We start from the raw sequence: 14745 nt of genomic DNA on the forward strand, positions 1-14745 counted from the left end.
CTCATGTCTCTCCCGGGCCGGCGTTGGAGGGCGCATCTCGCCAGATCGGCAGCCGAAGGCGGAACGAGGTCCAGCCCGGTCGCGAAACACAGTCGATCGCGCCGCCATGGTCGGAAACAATCTTCGAGACCAGTGACAGCCCGAGGCCGCCGCCCTGCGCCTTCGACGTCACAAAGGGTTCGAAAATCTCGCGCTGCATCTCATCGGGAATGCCGGAGCCGTTATCGGAGACCTGAACCAGAAGCGGCAGACTGACGCGACTTCCGCGCGGCCCGGCCATGGCGACGCCGGGCCGATAGGATGTTCGAAGCGTAATCGCGCCGCCGACCGGCGGCGTCGCCTCAGCCGCATTCTTCAGAAGATTAAGCATCACCTGGATCAACTGATCATGGTCGCCCGGCACCTCGGGGAGCGAGGGATCGTAATCCTGATGAAACCGAACATGCTTGGCGAACCCCGTTTCCGCGGAAAGCTTCGCGCGATCCAGAACGTCATGGATGTTGACGGGCACACGGACCGGGGGGGCGGTGTCGCCAAACGCCTCGACCCGGGTGATCAGGTCAGCGATGCGCTGCGTCTCTTCGCGGATCAGCTGCGTAAGCTGCCGGTCGTCGTCGGAGGCGCTCATCTCCAGAAGCTGCGCGGCGCCCGATATCCCGGCCAGCGGATTCCTGATCTCATGCGCCAGCATCGCCGCCATTCCGGTTATCGACCGGGCGGCGTGGCGATGCGTCAGGCTGCGGTCGATCTGCTCCGCAAAGGACCGGCGCTGGAAAATCAGCAAAACGTCGCCGCCCTCATCGGACGCTGTGGCGAGAAGATCGATCTGCTCGGGCGCCCTGCCCGGCCACGTGAACTCCACATTGTGGTCTGAGGTCGAACTCGCCGGGCGGCGCGCTCTTCCCACCAGCTCGACGAGCCGGGTGCCGGCCCCGAAGACCTCGCCGATCTCTCGCCCGCAAAGCTGCGCCTCGGCGATGTCCAGAAAGCTCTCGGCGGCGCTATTCACCGCACCGATCCGATCGTTGCGGTCGATCGTAAGCGCAGGCAACGGCAGAAGCCCCCAGAGTTGATCGGGCGCAGTCACGCCGCCCGGCGCTCCGGCGCCGGCGAGGCGGTCGCTTCGGCGGCGCCCTCTCTGATCGCGGCGATCACCTCGGCGGGGTTCGTCATCCGCATCAGCCGGGCGCGCAGCGGCGCGCCGCCGGGCAGCCGCGCCAGCCACCACGTGAGGTGCTTTCTGGCGACCCGAACGCCCAGATCCGCGCCATAAAAGCTCAGCATCGCTTCGTAGTGTTCGAGCATGAGTTCCATCAGCGCGGCGCCGCACGGCCGGGCCGGAGATGCCGCGCTGTCGTCGAGCGCCGCGCCGATCTCCCCCGGCGTCCAGGGCGCGCCCTGGGCGCCACGGCCGATCATCACCGCATCGGCGCCCGAAAGAAGAAGAGCGCGGCGTGCGCTCGCTTCATCGACAATATCGCCGTTGACGACGAGCGGAACATCGACGACGGCACGCGTGGCCGCCACCGCCGACCAGTCCGCGCTTCCCCTGTAGAATTGAGCGCGGGTGCGGGCATGGACAGTGATCATCGCCACGCCCGCCATCTCCGCCCGACGCGCGAGTTCGGGCGCGTTGAGCGCGTCATCGTCCCAACCGAGGCGCATCTTCAGCGTGACCGGAACCTTCACCGCCTCGACCACCGCCTCGATCAGGCGAAGCGCGTGGTCAGGCTCGCGCATCAGCGCGGCGCCCGACCAGCCTGAAGTGACCTTCTTCGCCGGGCAGCCCATATTGATATCGATCAGAACGGCGCCGGCGCTCTCCGCGATGCGGGCGGCCTCGGCCATCGGAGCGCCGTCCCGCCCGGCGATCTGCACCGCCGCGGCGCCAGACGCGACGTCGATCTCCGCCCGCGCCTTCGCGCCCGCTCCGCGCGTCAACAGCTCGCCGCTCGCCACCATCTCGGAGATCGTCAGTCCGGCGTTGAACCGGGCGGCGAGCCGACGAAACGGAAGATCGGTGATTCCCGCCATCGGCGCCAGAATCGCTCGATTCCTAAGCACAATTCTGCCGATGGAGAGAGACATGGCGCCCACGAAATATGCAAACCTTGGAGAACCTATCGCCGCGCGCTGCTTCGCGCAACCAAGCGCGCGAGGGCGCGACCGACGCTCTGTTTTCAATTTATTCCATGCTGTAAATCACATAACTTCCCCGCAGACGCCAAGGAGCCCGCCGGAATGCAGATCGCCGCCCTGATCGTCGCCGCCGGGCGCGGCTCCCGCTCCGGCCCTGGCGTCCCGAAACAATATCGCGAAATCGGCGGCGTTCCTCTTCTGGCGCGCACAATCCGGGCGCTGCTGGATTCTGGCCGAATCCACCACGTGCTTACCTGCATTCACCCCGAGGATGCGGAACTCTACAGGGCCGTCGCGCCAGACGATCCGCGGCTTTCGCCGCCTGTGCGCGGCGGGGCGGAGCGCGCGCTGTCAGTCCGTGCGGGGCTGGAGGCGCTTGCGCTCGATCCACCCGACCTGGTGCTGATCCACGACGCCGCGCGCCCGTTCGTCTCGTCGCACGTCATCGGCGACGTGATCGATGCGCTTTCGCTTCATGACGGCGCGATCGCCGCGGTGCCGGTTGTCGATGCGCTCCGCCGATCCGAACGCGGGCTATGCGGCGCGCCGGTCGCGCGCGAAGGCGTCTGGCGGGCGCAGACGCCGCAGGGATTCCGCTTCGGCGAGATTCTCGCGGCGCATCGCGCCAACACCGACCACAGGGCCGCCGACGATGCCGAGATCGCCCGCGCCGCCGGCCTTTCGGTCGCGCTTGTGGAAAGTGCGGCCGAGAACTTCAAGATCACCACGATGCGGGACTTCGAACGTGCGGAAAGACAGGTAGGCATGGAAGAAATCAGGATCGGTCAGGGTTATGACGTTCACGCCTTCACCGACGGGACAGCCGTTACTCTCTGCGGCGTCGCGCTTCCGCATGACCGGGCGCTGAAAGGCCATTCCGACGCAGACGTCGCGATGCACGCCTTGACCGACGCGATCTTCGGGGCCATCGCCGAAGGGGATATCGGCCGCTGGTTCCCGCCATCGGAACCGGAGTGGAAGGGCGCCGCCTCATCCATCTTTCTCGAAAAGGCGATGGCGCGCGTTCGGGCGCGCGGCGGACGGCTGGTCAACGCCGATATCACGATCGTTTGCGAGCGGCCGAAAATCGGCCCGCACGCCGCCGCGATGACCGCTTCGCTTTCGCGCATCATGGCTGTCGAAGCCGGCCGGATCAGCGTGAAAGCGACGACCTCGGAAGGGTTGGGATTCGTCGGGCGCGAGGAGGGAATCGCGGCGACGGCGCTGGCGACGGTTGCGCTGCCATGAAGATCTCTAATCTTATCGCCGGCGTGCTTGGACTATACCGCCTTGGCGAGCACGCCGGGGTATTCGCGGCCCTTCTCGCGCTTCCGCTCGCCTGGGGTCTGCATTGGCTGGGCGGGTTTCCGTTGTTGGTCGCTGCGACCGTCGTCGGCGCGTTGAAGGTGCTGTGGGCCGCGCCGCGCGCCGAGACGCCGATGATCGCTGATCGCATGATCGGACAATGGCTTGCGCTCTGGCCGCTCTCGGGAGGGCTCTGGGTGTTAGGCGCCCCGCCGGCGATTTTCCCCTGGCCCGGCTGGCTCGCCGGCTTTCTCATCTGCCAGGCGTTCACGATCTTCTTCGGCCCGGTCAGGCGGCTCGCTAGACGCGGACCGCTCTGGGACGATCTCGCCGCAGGCGCATTCGCCGCGATTCTGATCCTCGTGGCCGCCGCGGTTTCTCATGGGTGGATATTCTGATGGAGTTCGAAACGGAGGCTTGCGCAGTCCTCACCGCGCTGAAGGCGAAAGGCCGGATGGCGGCGACCGTAGAAAGTTGCACCGGCGGACTAGTCGCCGCTGCGCTCACGGCGATTCCCGGCTCCTCCGACGTAGTTGACCGCGGCTTCGTCACCTATTCCAACGCCGCAAAGAGCGAACTGGTCGGCGTGCCGCCCGAACTCATCAAGGCGCACGGCGCCGTCTCGCCCGAGGTCGCGGCGGCGATGGCGGCGGGCGGACTCGCGCGCTCGCGCGCCGATATCGTTGTTTCGATCACCGGGATCGCGGGGCCGGGCGGGTCCGAGTCCAAACCGGAGGGGCTCGTCTGCTTTCACGCCGTGAGTCGTGACGGCGCTTCGGAGGCGCGGCGGATCGAATATGGCGCCATTGGCAGACATGAAGTGCGCGCCGCCTCGGTGCGCGAGGCGCTATCGCTTATTATTCAAATAAACAAGTGCTCATAATATACCAATAACAATCAGCTTTTATTGCCGTACAGATCCGCCGCCCGCGCCTCGAACGCGCGCACGATCCTTTGCATCGCTTCATTGAAGACAAGCCCGATCAGCGCCTGCAACGGGCGCGAACGAAATTCGAAATCGACGAAGAAATCGACCTCGCAGGACGCCTCGGTCAGCGGCCGGAATTTCCAGTGATTGTTGAGATAGCGGAACGGCCCGTCGAGATAGGCGACGTCGATCTCACCCATTTCCGGCCTCAGCGTCACGCGACTGCCGAAACGCTCGCGAAAGAGTTTGAATGAGATCACCAGGTCGGCGTCCACCACTTCGCCGTTCTCCGTCTCCCGGCGCGATCGTATGCGCGCAGCCGAACACCAGGGCAGAAATTCGGGATAGGACGAGATATCAGCGATCAAGGCGAACATCTGTTCGGCCGAGTATGGCATCTCGCGTTTTTCCCCGTGCGTCGGCATAAGGCGTCACCTGCTCCCGGTTGCGGTGCGGCGCAGCCTGTCGGATTGTCACCGCTGGGACAAGGCGAAGGGAGTCCGCCATGAACGCCTATGAAGTCGAAATCATGCTGTCCGAGGCGCAGATATCCGCCCGCGTGAACGAGTTGGCCGCGGAAATCGAAATGCATTTCGCCGGGACAGAAAAGCTGGTTCTGATTGGGCTGTTGCGTGGCTCGTTCGTATTCATCTCGGACCTCGCCCGAAAGCTGGATCTTCCGGTGGAGATCGATTTCATCGAAGCGTCGTCCTATGGCGACGCCACGAATTCGAGCCGCGAGGTCCGCATTCTCAAGGACCTGCGCGCGCCGATCGAAGGGCGCGACGTTCTGGTGGTGGAGGACATCGTCGACACCGGGCACACGTTGGGCCACATCACCGCGCTGCTCGAATCACGCAGCCCCGCGCGACTGGAGGTCTGCGCGCTGCTCGACAAACCCTCGCGGCGGGAAGTTCCGATAAAGGCGCGGTTCACAGGATTTGAGATCGCGGATGAGTTCGTCGTCGGATACGGCATCGATTACGCGCAGGCGAACCGCAATCTGCCGTATATCGGGCGTGTGGTGTTCGCTGATTGAGCGCGGCCTACGGGCCCGCTCATTTCGACTTCATGACCCATACGCCGTCCCAGTCATCACCTGGCGGCTCCGCGCGCATGATCGCGCAGCGCTCGACATATATCGCCGCCATCGCGTCGTCGGGATTCGCCTTTAGCGCCTTATTGAAAGCGCGCGCCGCCCGCTCGAACTCCTGCTTGCGGTAACGCGCGACGCCATCGCGGAAATGGCCGACCGCGTCCATCATGTTCGGAAAACTGGCGTCTGTGTGATAGTCTAGGCATTCGTAGATATCGACCGGTCTTGTCTTGCCCTTGACCTGCACCCTGTCGATCTCGCGCAGCCGGTAAATCCCTTTCAGCCCTTTCACGGTGTGTTCCGAGAGCAGGATGCGCGCGTGATACTGCTTGCAGGCGCTCTCCAGACGCGCCGCGAGATTCACGCCGTCGCCAATCATCGTATAATCCATGCGCCTCTGGCTGCCGATATTGCCGGCGACGATGCTGTCGGTGTTCAGGCCGATTCCCATATCGACCGGCGCTTCGCCGCGTTTCTTGCGCGCCTCGTTCCATTCCCAGAGCCGGCTGATCATGTTGACCGCGGAGCGAACGCCGCGGTCCTCGTCATCGTCATGCGCCATCGGGATGCCGAACGCCGCCATGATCGCATCGCCGATGAACTTGTCGAGCATGCCGCCCTGCCCGGAGATCACATCGACCATCAGCTCGAAATATTCGTTCAGGAGCTTCACCGTCCCCTGCGCGCCGAGCGCCTCGGTGAATGTGGTGAAGCCGCGAATGTCCGAGAAGAGCACGGTCGCGACCGTGTCCTTGCCGCCCATTAGGTCCTCGGTTCGCCCCTCGGCCAGCATCTGGTCCGCGAGCTGGGGGTCCATGTAGCGGGCAAGCGTGGACTTCACCCGTTTCTCGGCGGTGATGTCCTCGATCATCACCATCGCGCCCAGGAAATCGCCTTCGCCGGTCTTCAGCGGCAGCATCGTAAGATTGGTGGTTATCCCGCGCCCAAAGAAGCTGAGTTCGACTTCCATCAGGATGTCGCCTTCGCCGCTCTCCAGGACCTTCCTGAGCCGTTCGACCAGCCAAAGGTTTTCTTCACCGATCGCGTCGCCCGGTTCGCCAATCACCAGATCCGGCGTGCGGCCGAGAAGGCGCGCGGCGGCGGCGTTGCAGGTCCGGACGGTGAGGTCGTTATCGACGGTGATGACGCCGTTGGTCATGCTTTGCAGCATCGAGTCGGTGTAGTTCTTCATCGCCTGCACATCGTTGAAGAGCTTGGCGTTCTCCAGTCCGATGGCGATCTGCGCGGTGAAGGCTTTCAACCGGCTCTCGTCTTCCTCGTCGAAGGGGCCGCCGGCCTTGTTCAGAACCTGCGTCACACCGATCACTTTCCCCTGCTTGTTGACCACGGGAACGCAGAGGATCGAGCGGGTGAAGAACCCGGTCTGCTTGTCGAAACCGGGATTGAAGCGCAGATCGGCATAGGCGTGCGGGATGTTGATCGTTTTGCCCGTGGTGAAAACGGTGCCCGCGATGCCGGCGCTGTTCGGCAGCCGAATCTCGAAACTGTCCAGCCCGGCGCCGACATGAGAGAAGAGCTCGCCGGTCTTTTCGTCATTGAGAAAAAGCGTGGAACGCTCCGCGTCCAGCATCCGCGTCGCTTCCGTCATGACCTTATTCAGCAGCTTGTTCAACTCCAGCTCCGAGGTCATCTCGGATATGATGTTGAGGAACTCCACCTCGCGCTCGCGGCTCTTCTCGACCCGCTCGACGAGCTGCATGGATTGCAGCGTGATGGCGCACTGGGTGGTGATGCCCTGAAGGATATCGAGGTCGGTCTGATCGAACCGGCCCGTCGTCTTGTTCAGCATCTGGGCGACGCCGATGATCTCGTCCTTGGCTGTCCGGATCGGTGCACAGAGCAGCGAAGTCGTGCGAAAACCGGTCTCCCTATCCACCTCCGGGTTGAAGCGAGGGTCCTTGTATGCGTCGTCAATGATCTCGCCATCGCCGCTCTGAAAGACTGCGCCGGCGATTCCCTCGTCATTCATGAACCTGATCTCGCGCCGCCGCATGCCGAGCGCGACCCGGCTGAAAAGCTCGCCCGTTCCGGGTTCGTTGAGAAAGAGCGTGCCACGTTCGGCGCCCGTCTCCTGGCAGGCGAGATCGATCAGGGTTTCCAGCACAGTGTCGAGCGTGTCCTGCGCCGCAACCTTGCGCGAGACGTCGAGCAGCATTCGCAGATGCGATAGTTGCTCCTCATGCGTCTCGCCGACGCGAGGTGCGAGCGCATCTTCAGGCATTCGACCGCTCATGATCGACACGGTCGCGGAGCGCGGCGATTGTGGCGTTCAGTTCCTGAATCTCCGCGCGGTGCCGACGCGCGGTCTCGTGTGTCGCCTCGACGTGCTTCAGCGCCTGGCGATCCATCTCGTTGCGGATCGAATGGACGGCGTCGCGCATTTCGGCGAGTTCGCGATTGGAGGTCGCGCGCTCTTCCTGCATCCGCTCCTGCGCACGGGCGCGCTCTTCCTCCAGCCGCGTTCTGAGCGATTCGATCGTTTCGCGAAACTGCTGCGACTGGTTACCGAACTCTCGACGCATTTCCTGGATCCGTTCCTCCGACGCCACTCGCTCCGCCTCGAGCGCAGCGCGCAGCGCCTGCACGGTCGCCTTCAATTGCTCCACATCCGCGTTCGCGCTCTGCGTCGCCGCCTGCACTTCGCGTTGCCGTCGCTCTTCCGCCTGCTCAAGCCCCGCGCGCAGCGCCACGATTGTCTCGCGGAGCGCCCGTGGGTCATAGTAGGCGGGGTCGATCTTTTCCGTCGCCCCGGTCACAATTCACCCCCGCTTGGTTCAAGCAAGATATCTTAACAGAAACGGCGAAAGAAAGGCATCGGCGAGAGTCGCCGCGCGTCGCCCGGATCACCCATGTCCATTGCGCGTGAAGCCGCCGACGCTCGCTAGCGTCGCGACCAACATGTAAGGTCCACTATTCGGCGGAAAATTCTGCACAAAAAGATCGCCGTGTTCCTTCAGGAATGCGGTGTAGACCGGCCCGGAGATGTGGGCCTTAAAAGCCCCCTCGTCCCTGTACCCTTCGAAGAAGACGATCTCGTTCTCACCTGCAGGCGGCAACGAACCCTGGGCCGCCTCGTGAATGAGGTATATCAGCGTTCCGGGTTCAGATTCTCTGACGTCCCGCGCCAGTTTCCGCAGTGCGGCGCGCGCCGCATTCATCTGGCCGGGCTTGACGAACCAGCGAGCCAGAACCGTGTGCATCTAATTTTCCGCCAAACGGGCCTGCCGCGCCGCGCGCAGCCGCTCGAAATCGGCGCCCGCGTGATAGCTCGAGCGGGTCAGCGGCGTCGCGGAAACCATCAGGAACCCCTTGGCGGAGGCGACGCGCGCGTAGTTGTCAAATTCCTCCGGCGTCACGTAACGCACGACGGCATGATGTTTCAGCGTCGGTTGCAGATACTGGCCGATGGTCAGGAAATCGATATCGGCGGCGCGCATGTCGTCCATGACCTGATGCACCGCCTGACGCTCCTCGCCGAGCCCAACCATCAGACCGGACTTGGTGAACATCGCCGGGTCCAGCTCTTTCACCCTCTGCAGCAGGCGCAGCGAGTGGAAATAGCGCGCACCGGGGCGCACCTGGGGGTATAGGCCGGGCACCGTCTCCAAGTTGTGGTTGAAGACGTCGGGGCGCGCTTCGACCACGGTCTCCAGAGCCTCCGGCCCACATTTGAGGAAATCTGGCGTCAGGATCTCGATCGTCGTACCAGGCGCCCGGCGGCGGATGGCGCGGATCGTCTGGGCGAAGTGCTCCGCCCCGCCATCGTCGAGATCGTCGCGATCTACCGAGGTGATCACGATGTGGTTCAATCCCAGCTTCCCGACCGCATGGGCCACCCTGCCCGGCTCGAACACATCCAGATCGTTGGGCCGCCCGGTGGCGATGTTGCAGAAGGTGCAGCCGCGCGTGCAGATGTCGCCCATGATCATCATGGTCGCGTGGCCCTGGCTCCAGCATTCGCCGACATTCGGGCAGCCGGCCTCCTCGCAGACGGTGACGAGGTTGTTGTCGCGCAGCGTCTTGCGCGTCTCCCGGTAGCCGGAGGACGTCGGCGCCTTTACCCGAATCCAGTCCGGCTTCTTCGGTGAGGCGTTGTCGGCGCGATGCGCCTTTTCGGGGTGACGCTGTGCGCGGTCGGTGATGTCTCGTGTGCTCATGTTGCGGAATATAGGCCGCGCCGCGCCTCTTGTCGCCCGAAAGACGCCCGGGTCCGCCGAATTTCGGGCGCGCGGACGGTCCGGGTCGGTCGGGTGGATGAACGGCGCCCGCGGGCGCAGGTGGGTCAGGCCCGCGATAAAGCGTGCGGACAGGGTTGCGGCGGATCAGGAAGTCTCGGCTGCACTTCATGCGGCGTTCCGCCGCGAGGGCCTTCGCGGCGCGAATCGATTCTGCGCGGCAAGGGGCTCGGCGGGAATTTCGAGGAGGTATGGGAGAAGGCCGGTCGAGAAACAGGCCATCCCGCCGCCGGTGCGGGAAGCGCTTCGCGCGCTTCCCTGATGATGTGGGCGGCCGTTCAGCTACGGCGACGACGACGACGCGCGGCCACGCCAAGTCCGAAGAGTGCGACCGCCAGATGAGCGAGCGCCGGCGGAACCGGAACCGTGCTGACGGGCGGCTGCTCGGAAAGAAATACGCCCGAGTTCGAGGTGTAGCTCGCGCCGCCCAGATCGGTGAAGGCGAGAGACCCCGTGTTGAGCATGTCGAAAGCAAAACCTTCGTTACTGTTCACAACCGCGTTCATGCTGAGCAGGACGAGGTAGTCACGCCCTTCAAGAACAGACGCAGAAAAGGCCTCCTCCATCGCGAATGTATTCGGCGTTCCGGAAGAATCGATCAGGCCATCCACTTCAGGGAAGCGACGGCTTTCGTCGGACGCGACCTGAAAGGCCAGCGAGTTCACCCCTATAACGCGTCCTTCGCCATACACCTCGCTGGTGAGAATCAGGTCGCCGTCGCTTTCGAAGAATATCTGCGACATGCCGGTCACGTCGAAGATGTTGACCGTCAGGCTGGCGAGCGCGTCAGCCGAAGTGGCGTCAGAGTTCGCGATCGACCCATCGAAAGCCATGGCCAGATCGAGCGTCGCATCGTCAGAGAAGCGGACGATATCATAAAACGCCGCGCGTCCAACCGATGTGAAATCGCCGCCTGTGCGCCCTGCGGGCGAAAGGCCGAGGCTGAGGCCAAGTTCGCCAGTTCCGAGATTCGCGTAACCTGCATACTCCGCGCCATGCGCACCGCTGAAACCGGTCTCGGGTACAGCCGCGTCATCATACGCCGCGTTGGTGTCCATATCCCTGCTGAACGGGTCGAAGGTGAAACGCGTATCGGTGAGAATGGTCTGCGCCACGCCGATATTTCCGCCGGGTGCGAAACCGGCGACGATTTCCCCGGGCGTCAGAGATGCGGCGAGTACGCTGGAAGACGAGCATGCGGCGATCGCAGCAGCAGCGAGATAGATTCTCATGATGATGCCCCCACGTCAATTTTACACGTGGCCCGACAACAAGGGCCAATTCAAGTATACGATATGATATAAATTTGTTAGATTTCGTCAAGCATTCGTTCATGTTCGCGCAAATGGCGATCGGCGGTCACGCGGATCGCCCGGGCCGCTGGCGCCTCGACAACGGCCGCCCTACCCTCTCGACTGCCCATAGCTGAGATGGAGAATTCGGATGACCGCCGCCCGCAGCGAGGCGCTCTCGCGTCATCTCGCCGCCGAACACCGGATCGGCCCGGCGCAGGAGTTCCTGAAGGAGATCGTCTATGGCGGCAATGACGGCATCGTCACCACCTTCGCCATCGTCGCCGGGTTCGCCGGCGCGGGCGCTGAGGGGGCCGCCACGGTGGGCGCCGGAGCGGTCCTTCTGTTCGGGCTCGCCAATCTATTCGCCGACGCGACGGCGATGGGGCTCGGCGCGTTCCTTTCCTCGAGGTCCGAACAGGATGTCTGGCGCGCCATGCGGGCGAAGGAGCGGGCCGAGATCGACAACAACCCCGAGATGGAGCGCCGGGAAATGCTGGAGATCCTGTCGGATCGTGGGGTTTGCGAAACGGACGCGACGGCGATGGCGGATATATTGCAGCGCAACCCCGAGGTCATGACCGATCTCATGATGCAGTACGAGCTTGTCCTGTCGGACCCGACCCGCGACAGGCCGGCGCTGATCGCCCTCGCCACTTTCCTCGCCTTCATCCTATTCGGCTCCGCGCCGCTCCTGCCCTATTTCCTCGCCCCGCCAACCGCGACCACCTTCAACATCTCTCTCGCATCCTCCGTCGGCGCGCTGATCGCGCTCGGCCTGCTGCGCTGGAAGGTGACAAGCGAGACCCTGCGCCGCTGCGTCGGCGAGACATTGCTGGTCGGCGGCATCTGCGGGCTGGTGGCGTTCACCGTCGGGCTGATGTTCGCGTGACTCGTGGGAATAAGCTGCGGCGCTCGTCTTGCCGGAAATTTCGTAGTCTGTCTCGGATGGCGCGTGAAACGGCGACCCCGACCGGGTGATCGCGCCGGACAGCCTGCATCCGCTTATTCAAACCGCCCGCCCCCACCGACGAACGCAAGAGAAGTCCGGCTTGACTGGCGAAATCAATATCAATAAATCTGGATATATGGATAAGCTTCACGCTCTCGATTCCTTTGCGGCGCTCAGCCAGCCCACCCGTCTTGAAGTGTTCCGCCTGCTGATCATGGCCGGAGAGGTGGGCATGTCGGCCGGCGAAATCAGCGACACGCTCGGCGTCCGCCAGAACACGATGTCGGCGAACCTGGCGATCCTGGCCCGCTCCGGTCTGGTCAGGAACGAACGACAAGGACGCAACATCCGTTATTTCGCCGATATGGACGGGCTGCGCGGCCTGCTCGCCTATTTGCTGGAGGATTGCTGCGGCGGATCTCCGGCGCTTTGCCAGCCTTTCATCGATGAACTCGCTTGCGTTTGCAACGAATCTGTCGTGGCGAAGGATGATGCCGCCAAATGAGCCCGATGAATTCATCGAGGCCACCTGCAACTGGAACCCCGGAAGACCGACATGACCGACACCTCGCTTCCCGCCGCCGCGGGCCTGGGTACATTCGAACGCTGGCTCTCGATCTGGGTCGCGCTCGCCATCGGCGCGGGACTCGCGCTCGGCAATCTCTTTCCCGGCGTCTTTTCTACCCTGGCCGCGCTGGAGGTCGCTTCGGTCAACCTGCCGGTGGCGGTGCTGATCTGGGCGATGGTCTATCCGATGATGGTCGGTGTCGATTTCAGCGCGCTGCGCCAGGCGGGGGACAAGCCGAAGGGGCTGGTCGTAACGCTTGTGGTCAACTGGATGATCAAGCCCTTCACGATGGCCGCGCTCGGCGTACTGTTCTTCAACCATGTTTTCGCCGGCCTGATTCCGCCGGATGACGCGCAGGCCTATCTGGCGGGCGTGATCCTGCTGGGAGCGGCGCCCTGCACCGCGATGGTGTTCGTCTGGTCGAACCTCACACGCGGCGACGCGACCTATACGCTGGTTCAAGTCAGCGTGAACGATGTCGTGATGGTGTTCGCTTTCGCGCCCATCGTGGCCTTTCTCCTGGGCGTGACGGATATCGTCGTGCCCTGGGACACGCTGCTTCTTTCGGTGGGCCTCTATGTCATGCTTCCGCTCCTGGCCGGGTATCTGACGCGACGAAATCTCGTGAGAAAGGGCGGCGAGGCGGAGGTCGATGCGTTCAAGAGCAGGGTGCAACCCTTCTCGATCGTCGGCCTTCTGGTGACGGTGGTGCTGCTTTTTGGGTTTCAGGGCGAGGTTATCCTCGATCGTCCCCTTGTCATCGCGCTGATCGCCGTTCCCCTGCTGATCCAGTCCTACGGCATTTTCTTCGTGGCCTATGGCGCGGCGCGGGCCTGGCGCATCCCGTTCAACGTCGCCGCCCCCTGCGCCCTGATCGGCACGTCCAACTTCTTCGAACTGGCCGTGGCCGTTGCGATCAGCCTGTTCGGGCTTGGGTCGGGCGCCGCCCTTGCGACCGTTGTCGGTGTTCTCGTGGAAGTCCCTGTGATGCTATCGCTCGTCGCCTTCGCCAACAGGACGAAGCACTGGTTTCCTGAGGGAAAGGACCCGGCATGACCATCGTCATTCATCACAATTCCGCCTGCGGCACGTCGCGAAACGTGCTGGCGATCATCAAAGCATCGGGCGAGACGCCTGTGGTCATCGACTATCTCGAAACCGGCTGGACCCGTCCGCAACTTCTGGCGCTGTTCGCGGCCGCAGACCTGACGCCGCGAAACGCCCTGCGGGTGAAGCGATCTCCGGCGGAAGAGCTTGGCCTGCTAGACCCCGCCGTCAGCGACGAGACGCTGATCGCCGCGATGATCGAGCACCCTGTTCTGGTCAACCGTCCCATCGTCTGCACGCCGAAGGGCGTGCGGCTTTGCCGTCCTAGCGAATTGGTTCTGGATCTGCTCGACCGCCTGCCGCCCGGCCCGATGACGAAGGAGGACGGAACGCCGTTGATCGATGCAAAGGGAAACCGCGTTGGCTGACACGCCGAATATCGAGGAACGCCATTTCCACCCGTTTGACGCGGCGCGCCTGTCGGCCCCCGCGCGGGTGAGCCGCCCCGCGCGCATCTTGTTGCTCTACGGCTCGCTCAGGGCACGGTCCTACAGTCGGTTGATGACAGAGGAGGCGGCGCGCGTCCTCACCCGGCTCGGCGCCGAAACATGGACCTATCGACCTGTCGGCCTGCCGCTGCCGGATGACGAGGATGCGAACGCCGATCACCCGAAGGTGCGGGAATTGCGCGATCTGGTCGCCTGGTCCGATGGCATGGTCTGGTGCTCGCCAGAGCGGCACGGCGCGATGACGGGCGTCATGAAGACGCAGATCGACTGGATCCCGCTATCCATTGGCGGCGTGCGTCCGACCCAAGGCAAGACTCTGGCGGTCATGCAGGTCAGCGGCGGTTCGCAGAGCTTCAACGCCGTCAACCAGCTCCGCATCCTCGGGCGCTGGATGCGTCTTCTCACCATTCCAAACCAGTCATCGACGCCGAAAGCGTTTCTGGAATTCGATAGCGACGGGCGGATGAAACCGTCGCCGTTCTACGACAGAATGGTGGATGTCATGGAGGAACTGTTGAAGTTCACGATCCTGACCCGCGACGGCAAGGATTACCTCCTCGATCGCTACAGCGAAAGGAAGGAGAGCGCCGCCGCTCTGTCGAAGCGGGTGAATCAGAAGGCGATCTGATCGGGGCGCTCCCGCACCTGCGCAA

17 protein-coding genes are annotated in these 14745 nt (G+C 63.7%); 9 read left to right on the forward strand and 8 right to left on the reverse strand.

The window, feature by feature from the left end; all coding sequences use genetic code 11:
• Window position 1: 1 nt before the first annotated feature.
• Window positions 2–1087 carry a two-component system sensor histidine kinase NtrB gene (locus G5B40_RS02850; RefSeq protein ID WP_165094733.1) on the reverse strand — a complete coding sequence of 362 codons (1086 nt, stop codon included), beginning with the start codon at window positions 1085–1087 and terminating at the stop codon, window positions 2–4.
• On the reverse strand, window positions 1084–2088 hold the full coding sequence (dusB, locus tag G5B40_RS02855; protein ID WP_165103183.1) for a tRNA dihydrouridine synthase DusB: 1005 nt from the start codon (window positions 2086–2088) through the stop codon (window positions 1084–1086). The genes G5B40_RS02850 and dusB overlap by 4 nt, the downstream gene beginning before the upstream one ends.
• Before the next feature lie 153 nt (window positions 2089–2241).
• Here dusB and G5B40_RS02860 point away from each other — a divergent pair, with 153 nt between their 5' ends.
• The 3 genes from G5B40_RS02860 to G5B40_RS02870 are packed head-to-tail and all read left to right on the forward strand — an operon-like array spanning window position 2242 to window position 4327.
• Window positions 2242–3387: a bifunctional 2-C-methyl-D-erythritol 4-phosphate cytidylyltransferase/2-C-methyl-D-erythritol 2,4-cyclodiphosphate synthase gene (locus G5B40_RS02860; protein ID WP_165094736.1), complete on the forward strand. Its 1146-nt coding sequence runs from the start codon at window positions 2242–2244 to the stop codon at window positions 3385–3387.
• Entirely contained in the window at window positions 3384–3842 is a 459-nt protein-coding gene (locus G5B40_RS02865; RefSeq protein ID WP_165094739.1) for a phosphatidylglycerophosphatase A, read from the forward strand. The genes G5B40_RS02860 and G5B40_RS02865 overlap by 4 nt, the downstream gene beginning before the upstream one ends.
• The gene (locus tag G5B40_RS02870) at window positions 3842–4327 is read left to right on the forward strand and encodes a CinA family protein (RefSeq protein ID WP_165094742.1); all 486 of its coding nucleotides are present in this window, start codon (window positions 3842–3844) and stop codon (window positions 4325–4327) included. Before G5B40_RS02865 ends, G5B40_RS02870 begins: the two co-directional genes overlap by 1 nt.
• Before the next feature lie 14 nt (window positions 4328–4341).
• On the opposite strand, the gene G5B40_RS02875 is transcribed toward G5B40_RS02870, so the two are convergent.
• Window positions 4342–4797 (reverse strand): type II toxin-antitoxin system RatA family toxin, encoded by a 456-nt coding sequence (locus tag G5B40_RS02875; RefSeq protein ID WP_165094744.1) that lies wholly within the window; start codon window positions 4795–4797, stop codon window positions 4342–4344.
• An 80-nt stretch (window positions 4798–4877) separates the two neighbouring features.
• Between G5B40_RS02875 and hpt the strand changes: the two genes are divergently transcribed.
• Complete coding sequence (gene hpt / locus G5B40_RS02880) at window positions 4878–5411, forward strand: hypoxanthine phosphoribosyltransferase (protein ID WP_165094747.1); 534 nt, start codon at window positions 4878–4880, stop codon at window positions 5409–5411.
• A 19-nt stretch (window positions 5412–5430) separates the two neighbouring features.
• Here the strand turns inward: hpt and G5B40_RS02885 are convergent, their stop codons facing one another.
• The 5 genes from G5B40_RS02885 to G5B40_RS02905 form a co-directional block, all read right to left on the reverse strand.
• Entirely contained in the window at window positions 5431–7710 is a 2280-nt protein-coding gene (locus G5B40_RS02885) for a GAF domain-containing protein (protein ID WP_179961595.1), read from the reverse strand.
• Entirely contained in the window at window positions 7703–8245 is a 543-nt protein-coding gene (locus tag G5B40_RS02890) for a GumC domain-containing protein (RefSeq protein ID WP_165094749.1), read from the reverse strand. The genes G5B40_RS02885 and G5B40_RS02890 overlap by 8 nt, the downstream gene beginning before the upstream one ends.
• 87 nt (window positions 8246–8332) lie before the next feature.
• Window positions 8333–8689: a putative quinol monooxygenase gene (locus G5B40_RS02895; RefSeq protein ID WP_165094752.1), complete on the reverse strand. Its 357-nt coding sequence runs from the start codon at window positions 8687–8689 to the stop codon at window positions 8333–8335.
• Window positions 8690–9646 carry a lipoyl synthase gene (gene lipA, locus G5B40_RS02900; RefSeq protein WP_165094755.1) on the reverse strand — a complete coding sequence of 319 codons (957 nt, stop codon included), beginning with the start codon at window positions 9644–9646 and terminating at the stop codon, window positions 8690–8692.
• A 356-nt stretch (window positions 9647–10002) separates the two neighbouring features.
• Window positions 10003–10956, reverse strand: coding sequence for a hypothetical protein (locus tag G5B40_RS02905; RefSeq protein ID WP_165094758.1), 954 nt, complete (start codon window positions 10954–10956; stop codon window positions 10003–10005).
• 211 nt (window positions 10957–11167) lie between these two features.
• Here G5B40_RS02905 and G5B40_RS02910 point away from each other — a divergent pair, with 211 nt between their 5' ends.
• The 5 genes from G5B40_RS02910 (at window position 11168) to arsH (ending at window position 14720) form a co-directional block, all read left to right on the forward strand.
• The gene (locus tag G5B40_RS02910) at window positions 11168–11908 is read left to right on the forward strand and encodes a VIT1/CCC1 transporter family protein (RefSeq protein ID WP_165094761.1); all 741 of its coding nucleotides are present in this window, start codon (window positions 11168–11170) and stop codon (window positions 11906–11908) included.
• Window positions 11909–12104: 196 nt separating this feature from the next.
• The gene (locus tag G5B40_RS02915) at window positions 12105–12473 is read left to right on the forward strand and encodes an ArsR/SmtB family transcription factor (RefSeq protein ID WP_165103189.1); all 369 of its coding nucleotides are present in this window, start codon (window positions 12105–12107) and stop codon (window positions 12471–12473) included.
• 51 nt (window positions 12474–12524) lie between these two features.
• Complete coding sequence (gene arsB / locus G5B40_RS02920; RefSeq protein ID WP_165094763.1) at window positions 12525–13592, forward strand: ACR3 family arsenite efflux transporter; 1068 nt, start codon at window positions 12525–12527, stop codon at window positions 13590–13592.
• Entirely contained in the window at window positions 13589–14011 is a 423-nt protein-coding gene (arsC, locus tag G5B40_RS02925; RefSeq protein ID WP_165094766.1) for an arsenate reductase (glutaredoxin), read from the forward strand. Before arsB ends, arsC begins: the two co-directional genes overlap by 4 nt.
• Entirely contained in the window at window positions 14004–14720 is a 717-nt protein-coding gene (arsH, locus tag G5B40_RS02930; protein WP_165094769.1) for an arsenical resistance protein ArsH, read from the forward strand. The genes arsC and arsH overlap by 8 nt, the downstream gene beginning before the upstream one ends.
• Window positions 14721–14745 lie beyond the last annotated feature (25 nt).

This window comes from Pikeienuella piscinae, from assembly GCF_011044155.1.
Classification (GTDB): domain Bacteria; phylum Pseudomonadota; class Alphaproteobacteria; order Rhodobacterales; family Rhodobacteraceae; genus Pikeienuella; species Pikeienuella piscinae.

Excerpts from the sequence above, each read along its gene's own strand:
- dusB (WP_165103183.1), bottom strand. The coding sequence starts at position 2,088 with ATGTCTCTCTCCATCGGCAGAATTGTGCTTAGGAATCGAGCGATTCTG.
- G5B40_RS02860 (WP_165094736.1), top strand. The coding sequence starts at position 2,242 with ATGCAGATCGCCGCCCTGATCGTCGCCGCCGGGCGCGGCTCCCGCTCC.
- G5B40_RS02865 (WP_165094739.1), top strand. The coding sequence starts at position 3,384 with ATGAAGATCTCTAATCTTATCGCCGGCGTGCTTGGACTATACCGCCTT.
- G5B40_RS02870 (WP_165094742.1), top strand. The coding sequence starts at position 3,842 with ATGGAGTTCGAAACGGAGGCTTGCGCAGTCCTCACCGCGCTGAAGGCG.
- G5B40_RS02875 (WP_165094744.1), bottom strand. The coding sequence starts at position 4,797 with ATGCCGACGCACGGGGAAAAACGCGAGATGCCATACTCGGCCGAACAG.
- hpt (WP_165094747.1), top strand. The coding sequence starts at position 4,878 with ATGAACGCCTATGAAGTCGAAATCATGCTGTCCGAGGCGCAGATATCC.
- G5B40_RS02885 (WP_179961595.1), bottom strand. The coding sequence starts at position 7,710 with ATGCCTGAAGATGCGCTCGCACCTCGCGTCGGCGAGACGCATGAGGAG.
- G5B40_RS02895 (WP_165094752.1), bottom strand. The coding sequence starts at position 8,689 with ATGCACACGGTTCTGGCTCGCTGGTTCGTCAAGCCCGGCCAGATGAAT.
- lipA (WP_165094755.1), bottom strand. The coding sequence starts at position 9,646 with ATGAGCACACGAGACATCACCGACCGCGCACAGCGTCACCCCGAAAAG.
- G5B40_RS02905 (WP_165094758.1), bottom strand. The coding sequence starts at position 10,956 with ATGAGAATCTATCTCGCTGCTGCTGCGATCGCCGCATGCTCGTCTTCC.
- G5B40_RS02910 (WP_165094761.1), top strand. The coding sequence starts at position 11,168 with ATGACCGCCGCCCGCAGCGAGGCGCTCTCGCGTCATCTCGCCGCCGAA.
- G5B40_RS02915 (WP_165103189.1), top strand. The coding sequence starts at position 12,105 with ATGGATAAGCTTCACGCTCTCGATTCCTTTGCGGCGCTCAGCCAGCCC.
- arsB (WP_165094763.1), top strand. The coding sequence starts at position 12,525 with ATGACCGACACCTCGCTTCCCGCCGCCGCGGGCCTGGGTACATTCGAA.
- arsC (WP_165094766.1), top strand. The coding sequence starts at position 13,589 with ATGACCATCGTCATTCATCACAATTCCGCCTGCGGCACGTCGCGAAAC.